The organism is Phytopseudomonas argentinensis (assembly GCF_900113905.1).
Classification (GTDB): domain Bacteria; phylum Pseudomonadota; class Gammaproteobacteria; order Pseudomonadales; family Pseudomonadaceae; genus Aquipseudomonas; species Aquipseudomonas argentinensis.
Genome location: NZ_FORC01000001.1, coordinates 1,436,589 through 1,449,490 on the forward strand (window position 1 = coordinate 1,436,589; position 12,902 = coordinate 1,449,490).

The 12,902-nt window shown below is 62.1% G+C and carries 9 protein-coding genes; 2 read left to right on the top strand and 7 right to left on the bottom strand.

The genetic code is table 11. The features are described from left to right. The first annotated feature begins 131 nt into the window (after positions 1-131). Both BM154_RS06525 and BM154_RS06530 read left to right on the top strand, forming a co-directional pair. Positions 132-3,890 carry a pilus assembly protein gene (locus tag BM154_RS06525; RefSeq protein WP_074881530.1) on the top strand — a complete coding sequence of 1,253 codons (3,759 nt, stop codon included), beginning with the start codon at positions 132-134 and terminating at the stop codon, positions 3,888-3,890. Between the two features lie 177 nt (positions 3,891-4,067). Then, a complete protein-coding gene (locus tag BM154_RS06530) occupies positions 4,068-4,811 on the top strand; it encodes a FadR/GntR family transcriptional regulator (protein ID WP_074882419.1) in 744 nt (247 codons plus the stop codon). Between the two features lie 115 nt (positions 4,812-4,926). On the opposite strand, the gene BM154_RS06535 is transcribed toward BM154_RS06530, so the two are convergent. The 7 genes from BM154_RS06535 to BM154_RS06565 form a co-directional block, all read right to left on the bottom strand. Next, a complete protein-coding gene (locus BM154_RS06535) occupies positions 4,927-5,661 on the bottom strand; it encodes an oligogalacturonate-specific porin KdgM family protein (protein ID WP_074881531.1) in 735 nt (244 codons plus the stop codon). Between the two features lie 226 nt (positions 5,662-5,887). Continuing rightward, positions 5,888-6,652: an ABC transporter ATP-binding protein gene (locus BM154_RS06540; RefSeq protein ID WP_074881532.1), complete on the bottom strand. Its 765-nt coding sequence runs from the start codon at positions 6,650-6,652 to the stop codon at positions 5,888-5,890. 10 nt (positions 6,653-6,662) lie between these two features. Beyond that, positions 6,663-7,502: an ABC transporter ATP-binding protein gene (locus BM154_RS06545; protein WP_074881533.1), complete on the bottom strand. Its 840-nt coding sequence runs from the start codon at positions 7,500-7,502 to the stop codon at positions 6,663-6,665. Between the two features lie 9 nt (positions 7,503-7,511). Continuing rightward, positions 7,512-8,426, bottom strand: coding sequence for an ABC transporter permease (locus BM154_RS06550; RefSeq protein ID WP_074881534.1), 915 nt, complete (start codon positions 8,424-8,426; stop codon positions 7,512-7,514). Between the two features lie 57 nt (positions 8,427-8,483). Next, positions 8,484-10,094, bottom strand: a complete 1,611-nt coding sequence (locus tag BM154_RS06555; RefSeq protein ID WP_074881535.1) for an ABC transporter substrate-binding protein — start codon at positions 10,092-10,094, stop codon at positions 8,484-8,486. A gap of 58 nt (positions 10,095-10,152) precedes the next feature. Further along, positions 10,153-11,190, bottom strand: coding sequence for an ABC transporter permease (locus BM154_RS06560; RefSeq protein ID WP_074881536.1), 1,038 nt, complete (start codon positions 11,188-11,190; stop codon positions 10,153-10,155). Between the two features lie 63 nt (positions 11,191-11,253). Continuing rightward, positions 11,254-12,867, bottom strand: coding sequence for an ABC transporter substrate-binding protein (locus tag BM154_RS06565; protein ID WP_074881537.1), 1,614 nt, complete (start codon positions 12,865-12,867; stop codon positions 11,254-11,256). Between the last annotated feature and the right edge of the window lie 35 nt (positions 12,868-12,902).

A 12,902-nucleotide genomic window follows, 5' to 3' on the forward strand; every position in this document is an offset into this window, starting at 1 on the left:
CTATTCGTATTTAATGAAACCGTGATGCCTATCGGCTATTTGAACGACGAGAGGTAGCTGAATCGGGCAGAACTATCCGCGGTAGGTACGACCCTATACATGAGGAGCATGAGCAAGGGAGAGCCGGCTAGATGAAGCGACTCACAGTCACCCGCTATGTTAAAACGCTGCGCTACGCCATGTTGAGCGTTGCGCTGTCGGGCGCCACGAGCAGCCTTGCAGCCGTTTCGCAGAGCCCGCTAAGCCTAACAGTGGGCGTGCCACCCAATATGCTGCTAACGCTCGATGATTCGGGAAGCATGCGCTGGGGATTCGCGCCAGATGGTTTGAGCACCGAGTCCGCTACTCGCCGGGCCAAGTCCAGCGCCTACAACCCGATCTATTACAACCCTAACGCCACCTACGCTGCTCCGGTAGTTTTTGATGCATCGGGCAACGAACAGCAACTGGCGACAACCTTCACCCAAGCCTGGCATAACGGGTTCAGGACGACAGTGGGCTCGACCAATCTGAGCGGCGCTGGCTATCGAGCCGCCTGGGACGTTCCCATAACCACGGCGCCAGGAAGTACCAGCTACAACTACGGGGACGTCAGCAACTACGCTCAGCCGACAGGCACCGTCTCCAGACTGGCTGAAAACCCGAGCGCCGACTTCTCCGCGACGGTCGGCCTTGGCACGCTCTTCCAGACGCAGGTGACGTCGCCTGGCGGCATCCAATTCACCATTACGCCGGTCTTGATAGGCGTGCTCGGCTGCACGGCCACCGCCAGCTACCCGGGCATTTTTTCGGGCCTGACTGCCGATTGCAGCAGAACGGCCCTTGGCTACACTGCCACCCTGGTCAGGCGTCCGGTTCCGGCCTACTACTACATCTATGATTCAAGCAGAGCCAGCAGTTGCACTACGAGCAACGACAATTGCTATGCCTTGCGCTTCGTTGGTAGCAACGAACAAGCTAACTTCGCAAATTGGTACTCCTTCTATCGCAACCGCGCGCTGTCGACCATCTCTGCTGCAGCTCTGGCTTTCTACAATCTGTCGCCGTCCGTTAGGTTGAGTTGGCAAGGATTGGGACGCTGCACTACCTTCGATGGCAGCGACACCACCTATTGCCGCAACAATGCATTCAAAGCCTATACACCCACTCACAAAGGTCAGCTCTATGTCTGGCTGCAGAGTATCGCCTTTGACCAAAGCACCTACTTGCCGGCAGCAATGAAGCGTGCTGGAGAGTTTTACAGAACGACGGTTCCTTGGCAGGCATTCCCCAACTCGACCGGAACCAACACGACTCAAAATACCTACGCCTGCCGCGCCAGTTACCACATCATGATGACCGACGGGCAGTGGAACGAAGCCGCAAGCGCGCCAAGCAATTTCCGGCATGATGCGGCATCCTTCACGCTCCCGGATGGCAGAGCTTTCACGCAACGCGCTCCTTATTACGACAGTACGCCCAATACGCTAGCGGATCTCGCCATGCACTACTGGGCCACTGATCTGAACCCCAGTCTCAGCAACAACCTGCCCGCCTACCTGCCATTCAAAAGTGGCGATACGACAGCCGACTACTGGAATCCGCGCAACGATCCGGCGACCTGGCAACATATGACCAATTTCACTATGGGGCTCGGGCTGACACAGTCCCTTACCCAGAGCAATATTCCGTGGGGCGGCAGCACCTTTGCCGGAATTGGTTACTCGGCGCTTGAAGCCGGCGCAGCATGGCCTGCGGCAGCAGCCAATGCCACTGACGCCAATGTCTACGACCTCTGGCATGCGGCAATCAACTCCCGTGGTGAGTTTTTCAGCGTCGACAGCCCTGAGGCCATGGTGCAAGCCTTCGCGGATATCCTGTCCCGCATCGCCGACCGCAAATCCAGTGCCGCCCGCCCGGCGATCAACTCTGGGCAGATAAACCCTGACCAGAGTACGACTCAAACAGTCTCCTACCAAACCTCCTACGCCAGTGACGACAATTGGTCTGGAGACGTAAAACGCTTTGAAAAGCGCTGGAACCCTCAAACCAATGCCATCGATACCGTGGAGGTTTGGAGCGCTAAGACCAAGGTCCCAGCCTGGGCGCAACGGCGAATAAAGATCGCAGCCCCGGTCACTGCCAGTAATAACGGGCTTCAGGACCTCACCTCCGCCAATGCGTCACTAAGCCAATACGCTGGCACTACGCTGCTCGCCTATCTGGCGAGAAATCCGGAAACCGGCCTCGTTGATAACTTGGCCGCCTCTCGTGTGGATTATCTGCGTGGCAATCGGGCGGGTGAAGGCACCACGTTCCGTCGTCGCAGCGGGTTGTTGGGTGACTTCTACTCATCGAGCCCGGCCGTTGTAGCAGGGGCTCGCTATCTCGAACAGTTCTCCAACCGCCTGGAGGGCAATACGGCCTACACCACCTTCAAAGCTGCCATCGCCAATCGCACTCCGCGCATCTATGTCGGTGGCAATGCCGGCATGCTGCATGGCTTCAATGCACTTACGGGAGTCGAAGAGTTTGCCTTCGTTCCATCAGCGGTCTTTTCCAAACTGCACAAGCTGACAGGCTCCAACTATTCACACGAGTTCTATGTCGACGGTTCGCCTGTGGTTGGCGATGTCTATGACAGTGCTACCCGACAATGGCGAACCATTTTGGTCGGCACTCTCAAAGCAGGTGGCAAGTCCATATTTGCTATCGATGTCACCACACCTGGCAGCGAAAGGCTGTTGTGGCAATTCGATGAGAACAGCATCGCTGCGACCAACGCCGTGAAGATGGGATACAGCTATTCGCAGCCCACCATCGCCCGTTTGCATAATGGCAAGTGGGGGGTGGTATTCGGCAATGGTTATGAAAGCGCGGGAAACACCAACGGCAAGGCAGCCCTTTTTATCCTCGATGCTATGCAGGGGACACTGCTCAGGAGCCTTGAGGTACAAGGGACAGTTGGCCTTGCCAATGGGCTGTCGACACCCAAGCTGGCCGATTACAACGCTGACGGCGTGGCCGATTATGCCTATGCAGGCGATCTGCAAGGCAATATGTGGCGCTTCGACCTACTGCGCAGTGGTCGTAACAGTACCACTCCGTTCACCACGACCGACGACAGCGACACTGCAGTCAGCGAGTTCAAAGTCGGTTTTGGCGGAAACCCACTGTTCAAGGCAACAGCCGACAATGCCGGTACCCAGCGCCAAGCCATTACATCGGCGCCCAGCCTGGTCGCTCACCCGACTGGAACAGGCTATCTGGTGATATTCGGAACCGGCCGGTTCTTCGATGCGGACGACAAGGACGGCGACAAGAGCATGCCGCAGTCCGTCTATGGCATCTGGGACAAGCAGACCCTTGGAGAGGTCGCCAATAACCCCAGTATTAATCGCAGTTCCCTGCAACAGCAGAGCATCACCAATACCCTGGTCGGCACCGCCACTGATGGCTCGACAAGGCAAGCCCGGGTGATCAGTAACAACAGTATTCGCTGGCAAGCGACCAATAACCTCCCTGCGCAAAATGGCTGGTATCTCAACCTGGTGCAGAGTGATGGCGAGATGGTTGTGGAGAGCATGTCGCAGCTCGGCCGTACGCTGACCTTCCAGTCCCTGGTCCCTAACAGTGATCCCTGCGGAGATGGTGCCAGCAACTGGAGCTATGCAATCAATCCCTCTACCGGGGGGCGCACCAATCAGCGTGCTTTTGATTATTCACCCAGCAGCAATGTCGGCACCGCCGTCATTTCCGGGGTAAGCCAGGGTGGTGAGGGCGGAGGAAGCCTGTCGCAGAATCCCGACGGTGGCTACCAGTACTGCACGGGCCAGGAATGCGTGACCATCTATCCGGATCCGTCCAGCGTCGGCCGTCAAAGTTGGCGACGGATCGAACAACTTCAGTGAGAGGACCTCGCCTCCGCAAGCGGTGGATGGAGTCATGGCATCGGGTAGCGTTCATTGCCCGCTGCCCATCAAGCACTCAAACAAAGGGACTGCTACTATCACCCCCCTGTCATTCGATGCGACCAAATCGCCAGCATTGCGGTCGTATGCCGATAACGAAACAACAACGGATCGATGATGCAGGACAACCCGATTTGGTCGCTTCCCCCACGTAAGCAACGCAGCCGCCTGGCCGAAGACCTGGTGGCGAAGATTTCCCAGCACATGCGTGACGGTACCCTCAAGCGTGGCGAGAAGCTGCCGGCCGAGCTGGATATCATGCGTGCCGAAGGGGTCAGCCGTACCGTGGTGCGCGATGCGTTGTCGCGCCTGCAGGTGGCGGGCCTGGTGGAAACGCGGCGTGGCGTCGGCACCTTCGTGTGCGACATGCCGGCAGCGCCTGAACTGCAGCTTGGGCCGGCGACCATCAGTACCGCCGAGGACGTGCTGGAGTTGCTCGAGCTGCGCATGAGCCTGGAGGTGGCGGCGGTCGGCCTGGCAGCGCAGCGGCGCACGCCGGAAACGCTGCAGGAGATTCGCGTGGCACTGGATGCCATCCAGCAGGGCGCCGTGCAGCTGCCGGCTGGCCTGCCGATCAGTGCGGACTTCCAATTCCATATCAAGATCGCCAAGGCGGCGGACAACCCGCACCTGCTCGACATCATGAAGCACTTGGGCGCCAAGCAGATCCCGCGCAACAAGTTCAACTCGGCCTACAAGGCCCACGAGGATGGTGAGGCCTACAAGGAAAACCTCAGCCTCGAGCACGAGATGATCTACGAATCGATTGCCCGTGGCGACGTCGACTGCGCCCGGGCGGCGATGCAGCTGCACCTGATCAATAGTCGCGAACGCCTGCTCAAGGCCCAGCGCCGCGCCTGACCCGGCTGCTCGTTCGACGCAGCCCTCGATGCCTGTCCCACAATGCAAAAAAGGCGCCTGCAGGCCCCGCATCCATCGATGCCGGGCCCGCGGGCGCCCGTCGCTGGCGGGGTGCTTACATGAAGTTGTACTGCACCCCGATACGCCAGCGCAGCTGACGATCATCCTCGGTGGCACTGACCTTGATATCGCCGATCTCGAAGAACGGTGCCCAGGCCTTGTCCCACTTGTACTTCACGATCAGGTTCTGCTCGTAGTCGCTCTTCTTGTTGTCGTAGCGGATGTAGTCTGTCTCGAAGTGGATGTACTGATACTCATAAGACAGTTTGCCGGCCGGGGTGTAGCCCACCCACCCCTCGTAACGCTGGGTGTTGCGGTTGTCGGAGCCGCGATCCGGCACCTCCTCGTCGATGCGGTCACGGTTCAGCTTCAGGGCGTCGAAACGGTAGCGGGCGGCGACGTAGAACTGGTCACTCAGCTTGTGGGTGTAGCGCACGCCGAACTTGTAGGTGGTGCCGTTCTCGTTGCTGTCCAGCTGGATGGCCGGTTGCCAGGTCGATACCGCATTGGGCTTGTACTGATAACTGGTGGTCAACTCGTGGCCGTTGGACACCGTGTTGTCGAAGGCGACGTCCTTGCGATCACCCGCGGTGCGGTATTTCAGCTCACCCTCGAAGCCCCAGCCATTGTCCATGCGGTATGACAGCTTGACCCGGTCGGCATGCATGCGGTCGTCGTCCAGGTACTGGTGGCGGTAGTTGATCGAGGCGCTGTCGGCCCATGCGCTGCCCGCGGCGGCAGTGGACAGCAGGCAGGCGAGCAGGCGCAGCGTGAGAGTTTTCTTGTTCATCGTGACCTTCTTATTGTTTTCTATGGGTTGAGTTTGTGTTGCCCGGTTTTTGGGCAAAGCGCCGCCCTGCAGCGCCGTGCCCGCATGTTCGGATTCCAGGTAAAGCCACCGCGCAGGCGAGCCCGTGCCGCGAGCCCGAGGGCCCGTTTCAGAGGTCTTGCAGAAGGCGCGCTACGTCGCGGTGGGGCGCGTCAGGCGTTCACCTGAGCGCTCGGGTATTGCCCCATCAGGGCGGTGCGACGGCACCGATATCGCGGCTGGCATCGACCAGCAATTGGGTGTACGCATGCTCGGCACGGTTCTGCGCCAGCAGCGCGGTGTCGAGGGTTTCGACGATGCGCCCGTGCTGCATCACCGCCACGCGGTCGCAGAGGTGAGCGACCACGCCCAGGTCGTGGGTGACCAGCAGGTAGGTCAGGCCTTCCTGTTCGCGCAGGTCGGACAGCAGGTTGAGGATCTCCGCCTGCACCGACACATCCAGCGCCGAGGTCGGCTCGTCGAGCAGCAGCACACGCGGCTCGAGGATCAGCGCCCGGGCGATGGCCACACGCTGGCGCTGGCCACCGGACAGCTGGTGGGGGTAGCGATAGCGAAAGCTGTCGTTGAGGCCGACCTTGTTGAGGATCGCGGTGACCCGATCACCGCGGTCACCGATGCCGTGCACGGCGAGCGGTTCGCTCAGGGCCGAGTCGATGGTGTGCCGCGGGTGCAGCGAGCCGTAGGGATCCTGGAAGACCATCTGCACCTGGCGGAAATGCGCCATGTCCAGCTTGTGGCGCAGACCGCGCCCGGCGATGCTCAACTGCCCTTCCCAGTGCCGGTACTGCCCGGCCAGGCAGCGCAGTACCGTGGTCTTGCCGGAGCCGGACTCGCCGACCAGGCCGAACGACTCGCCCTCTTCGACGCGCAACGCGACGTCGTAGAGCACCTGGTTGCGCGCCGCACTGACGCCGAAACTGAGATTGAGTGAATCCACTTCGATCATGGCCATGGGTGCGTACTCAATGGGTCAGCCAGAGGGGATCGCGCTGCAGGTTGGGCAGGCGCGGACGGGGTCTGTCGATGTTCGGCAATGCCGCCAGCAGGCCCTGGGTATAGGGATGCCTGGCGTTGTCCAGGTCGGCGGCATCCAGCGCCTCGACCACCCGGCCGGCATACATCACCAGCACGCGGTCGCAGAAGCTGCGCACCATGTTGAGGTCGTGGCTGATCAGGATCAGGCCCAGGTCGCGCTGGCTGACCAGCTCGTCGAGTACGTTGAGCACCTGGCGGCGGACCGAGACGTCCAGCGCCGAGGTCGGCTCGTCGGCGACGATGATGTCGGGGTCGGTGATCACCATCATGGCGATCATGATGCGCTGCGCCATACCGCCCGAGACCTCGTGGGGGTACAGCCCGTAGACCCTTTTGGGGTCGCGGATGTGCACCTTGTCGAGCATGTCCAGCACCCGCTCGCGAGCGTCGGCATTGCTGGCGCGGTGGTGCGCCAGGTAGGCCTCGGCGATCTGCTCGCCCACCCGCACCACCGGGTTCAGCGAGTACTTGGGGTCCTGCATGATCATCGAGATGCGCTTGCCGCGAATGGCCTGCACCTGCTTTTCGCTGGCGGTGAGCAGGTCGATATCGCCCAGGCGCATGGTGTTCGCGGTGATCCGCGCGCTGGTCGGGTGCAAGCGCAGCAGGCTGCGCCCCACCGTCGACTTGCCAGAGCCGGATTCGCCGACGATGGCCAGCTTTTCGCGGCCCAGGCAGAAGGACACGTTGCGTACCGCATCGACCTCCTTGCGGCCGCTGGTGAAGCGTACGCAGAGATCGTCTACTTCCAGTTTGATGGCGGACATGGGGCCTCCTTATTCGCTGCGCGGATCGAGGACGTCGCGCAGACCGTCACCCAACAGGTTGAACGCCAGGCTGACCAGCATGATGGTCGCCCCCGGTACCGCCACCAGCCACCAGCACTCGAGCATGTAGCGACGCCCGGTGGAGATCATCGCGCCCCACTCCGGCAGCGGCGCCTGCGCGCCGAGACCGAGAAAGCCCAGGGCAGCGGCGGTGAGGATGATGCTGGCCATGTTCATGGTCAGGCGGATGATCACCGACGACAGGCACATGGGCATGATGTGGCGCAGGATGATGCGCGACGACGAGGCGCCTTGCAGCTGCACCGCGACCACGAAATCGGCGTTGCGCAGCGACAGGGTTTCCGCCCGCGCCAGGCGCGCGATGGGCGGCCAGGAAGTCAATGCGATGGCGATCACCGCGTGCTCCAGGCCAGGGCCGAGAGCGGCGATGAAGGCCAGCGCCAGGACCAGGCTGGGGAACGAGATGAAGATGTCGGTGATGCGCATGAACAGCGCGTCGACGAAGCCACCGAAGTAACCGGAGATGGTGCCCACCAGCAAGCCGATCGGCCCAACGATGACGGTCACCAGAGCGATGATGTACAGGGTGATGCGCGAGCCGTAGACCAGTCGGCTGAACACGTCGCGGCCATACTCGTCGGTGCCGAACCAGTGCACCGCGCTCGGCGCCTGCAGCGCATTGCCGAGGTTCTGCACGATGGGGTCGTGGGTGGCGATCCAGGGTGCGAACGCCGCCACCAGGAGCAGCAGTAGGACCACGCTGGAGCCCATCAGCGTCATCGGGTTGCGCAGCAGATGCTGCATCACGCGAACACTGCTCAGGCAGAACGCCTGGAACGCGGAGACCGGCGCCTGCACGTTCGCCCGCTTGATGGATGAAGATGAAGAGATGTTGGCAATCATCGTATGCCTCCGTTACTCGATTCGGTGGGAGCCGGGCGCGCTACCGCGCCCGCTCACTCAACGCTGCTTGTACACACCCAGGTAACGCGTCGCCTCGGCGTCGGCACCCTGGAATCCCTTGACGTCGGCCGCGCTGACCACTGGATCGGTCATCTGCGAAATCATCATGATCGGACCGACCAGTTGGTCGTAACGTTGCTGCACGCGGTGGTACATGCTCAGCTTGGCGGCTTCGTCGCGCTCCACGCCGAGCTTGTCGACCAGACTGTTGAGCTCGTCGTCCTGGAAGGCCGCGCGCCAGCCCTGGAAATTGGCGATACCGGCGTCATCGCGGTTGTCCGGGTTGTAGACGAAGGTGCGCAGGCTGAAATACGGATGCGGGTAGCGCTCGGCACCGCGGGCGACGATGATCTCGAAGTTGCGCGCGCGCATGGCGCCGTACACCTGGTTGCCGGTGCCGGTAATGATGCTCGCCTGGATGCCGGCCTGGGCAAGGGTCGACTGCAGACTCGAGGCGATATTCACGAACGGTGGCTCGGCCAGGGTGCGGATGGTGGTCTTGAAGCCCTGCGGGTGACCGGCCTCGGCGAGCAGTTTTTTTGCACCCTCTACGTCCAGTGCGTAGCCGGGGTCCGGCAGACGCGCCTCCAGGCCCAGCTGCATCGGCTGCTGGTTGAGCTTGCCGTAATACGGCATTACCACCTTGTCCAGGCCCTGATAGTCGATCAGCGAGCGCACGGCCTTGCGCACGCGGATGTCGTCGAACGGTGCCGACTTCATGCTCAGCGCCACGTAGTACATGGTGCCGCGCGGCAGGGTCTGGATGTGCATCTCGCCCTTGGCGGCCAGCGCTTGCACGTCAGAGGCGGCCATGCCGTAGCCCATGTCCAGATCGCCACGTTCGAGCATCAGGCGCAGCGACTGCGACTCGGTGATATGGCGGATCAGCACGCGCTTGAGCTTGCTCGGGCCGGCCCAGTAGTCGGCGAATGCGGTCATCACCAGGGTGTCGTTGGCGCGCCAGGAGCTGAGGGTGAACGGGCCGCTGCCGGCTTCGTTGGTCACCAGCCAGGCGGCGCCGAAGTCACCGCTCTTGTCGTGCTCGAGCACGGTCTTGCGGTCCAGCACCACGGCGCTAGGCGAGGTGGCCAGGGTGTCGATCATCAGCAGCGGGTCGGTCGGCTGTGGCAGGTCGATGATCAGCGTCGAATCGTTTTCGGCGCGGATCAGTTGCCCAATGTTGTCCAGGGTATAGCCGTAGGCTTTCCAGGTGGTGGCCAGGCCATAGTTGAGCTTGAGCACGCGGTACAGCGACCAGGCCACGTCTTCGGCGGTCACCGGATTGCCGGAGTGAAAGCGCGCATCGCCGCGCAGGTGAAAGGTCAGCCGCCGGCCATCCTCACTGACCTCCCAGCGCTCGGCCAGTTGCGGCACGTGCTCGTCCGGGCTGCCGTCCTTGCGCAGCACCAGGGTGTCGTAGAGGTTGGCGTTGATGCCCGAGGCATCGAGCCCCGGCGCATTCGCCGGGTCGATGGAAAACAGGTTGGCCATGCTCATGCCGACGATCAACTGGTCGCTCGGCGTCTTGGCCTGGGCAGTCAGCAGTGGCGCGGTGCACAGCAGTGCACCGAGTACCGCGCTCAGCACGGTGGAGCAAAACGATTTCATGCGGATATCCCTATTTTGTAATTATTGAAGGGCTGCAATCGATTGGGTAGGAGTCAGGTCAGCGGGTGCGTGGGTCGAACACCTTGTACAGCGCATCGCTGAGCAGATTGAGGCCGACGAAGATGAAGCCGATTACCAGCACGCAGCCCATCACCGCGTTCATGTCACCAAGCAGCAGGCTGCTGGTCAGGTACTGGCCGAAACCGGGCCAGGCGAATACCGTCTCGATCAGCACCGCGCCTTCGAGCAGCGAGCCGTAGGCCAGCGCCACCACGGTTAGCAGTTGCACGAGGATGTTGCGAAACGCATGGCCCCAGATCACCTTGCGCCGCGACAGGCCCTTGACCCGGGCGGTGAGGATGTATTCCTGGGAAAGCTGCTCGAGCATGAAACTGCGGGTCATGCGGCTGATGTAGGCCACCGAGTTGAGGCCCAGGATCAGTGCCGGCAGGAGGATGTGCTTGAGTGCGCTGGAAAAGGCCTCCCAGTCGGCGGCAATGGCGCTGTCGATCAGCAGCATGCCGGTCACCGAGGGCACCATGCCGTCGTACGCCAGGTCGATGCGCCCTGCCCCGCCGGCCCAGCCGAGCCAGGCATAGAACACCAGAAGGCCCATCATGCCCAGCCAGAAGATCGGCGTGGAGTAGCCGAACAGGGTGACCACGCGAGCCAGGTGATCGCCCATACGGCCCTGGTTGGCGGCGGCGAACACGCCCAGTGGAAGACCGAGCACCACACCGAAGATGATCGCCAGGGTGGCCAGTTCGATGGTCGCCGGAAACACCCGGGCGATGTCCTCGATCACCGGATGGCCGGTGAGCAGCGCATTGCCGAAATCACCCTGGGCCAGGTCGCGCAGGTAGTAGCCGAACTGCACCAGCAGTGGTCGGTCGAGGCCCATGGCCTGGTAGACCTGGTCATAGGTGGAACTGTCGGCATCCGGGCCGACCACCGCCAGCACCGGGTCCAGAGGCATCACCCGGCCGATGAAGAAGGTCATGGCCAAGAGGCCCAGCAGAGTCATCAGCACCGCACCGAAACGGCGTGAGGTGCCGCCCATCCGCGTGCCGAAGAAAGACGCAGTCGAAGCAAACATAACAGGCTCCCGATTGATCGCAGCTCGTTCGTCTCAGCAAAGGCGGCCGGGGCCGCCCGCCGCTCAACGATCCTTGTGCACATCCTTGTAGCGCGTGGTCGCCGCGCTGTGGCCTACGTAGCCGACCACGTCGTGGTAGATCACCACGGTGTCGGTCATCTGCGAGATCGGCATGATGGCGCCGACCTGCTCGTCGTAGAGGTTCTGGAACTGGTGGTACAGATCCATCTGCGCCTGCTTGTCCGGCTCGACCTCGGCTTTTTCGATCAGCGCGTTCAGCTCGGGGCTGTAGAACGAGGTGCGCCAGCCCTGGAAGTTGCTCAGCTTGGCTTCGTCACGGTTGTCCGGGTTGTAGACCAGGGTGCGCAGGCTGGAATGGGGGTGACGCTCGGCGCCGCCGCCACCGCGGCCAACGATGATGTCGAAAGTGCGCTCGCGCATGGAGCCGTACACCTGGGTGCCGGTTCCGGTGACGATGCGCGCCTTGATACCGGCCTGGGCCAGGGTCGACTGCAGACTGGAGGCGATATTGATGAACGGCGGCTCGGCGAGCACGCGGATGGTGGTCTGGAAACCGTCCGGGTAACCGGCTTCGGCCAGCAGCTTCTTGGCCTCCTCGACGTTCAGGCGATAGCCCGGGTCATCCAGGCGCGCTGGCAAACCGAGGGGCATCGGACGCTGGTTGAGGGTGCCGTAATGCGGCATCACCACATCGTTGATGCCCTGGTAGTCGATCAGTGAACGAACCGCCTTGCGCACGCGGGCGTCGGCGAACATCGGCTGCTTGGTGCTCAGCGCCACGTAATAAAGGGTGCCACGCTGCACGGTCTGGGTCTTGACCTTGTCCGAGCTGCTCAGGGCGGTGATGTCCGGTGCGGACATGCCGCGGGCGATGTCCAGGTCACCACGCTCGACCATCAGGCGCAGTGACTGCGACTCGGTCATGTTGCGCATCACCACACGCTTGAGCTTGGCCGGGCCGCCCCAGTAGTCCTCGAAGCGGGTCATCAGAATCACGTCGTTGGCGCGCCAGGCGTTGAGCACGAAGGGCCCACTGCCCGCCGCGTTGGTGGTCAGCCAGGCACCACCCATGTCGCCGTTCTTGGCGTGCTTGAGCACTTCTTTCTTGTCGAGAATGAAAGCACTGGGCGAGGTGGCCAGGGTGTTGAGTACCAGCATCGGGTCGGTCGGGCGCGCCAGCTCGATCACCACGGTATGGTCGTCGGTGGCGCGGATCTGTTGCTCGACGTTATCGGCGGTGAAGCCGTAGGCCTTCCAGGTCGAGGCCAGCGCCAGGTTGAGCTTGAGCACGCGTTGCAACGACCAGATCACGTCCTCGGCGGTCAGCTCGTTGCCGGAGTGGAACTTGACGCCGCTGCGCAGGTGAAAGGTCAGGGTCTTGTGGTCATCGCTGATTTCCCAGCGCTCGGCCAGGGCCGGTACCAGGTTGTCCGGCGCGGCGGCGTCCTGCACCAGCAACATGTCGTACAGGTTGGCGTTGACCTCGGAGACGTCCAGGCCAGTCGCGGCGGCCGGATCAAGGGACAACAGGTTGATCATGCTCATGCCGACGATGAGCTGGTCGGCAGGCGTCTTGGCCTGCACCGTGGTCGCGGTGCCGAGGGCCAGGGTAGCGGCCAGGAGGCCCGCTACCAGATGCGGAATTGGTTTGATCATGAGATAGCCTTCTTATAGTTATTCGACTCTCAGAA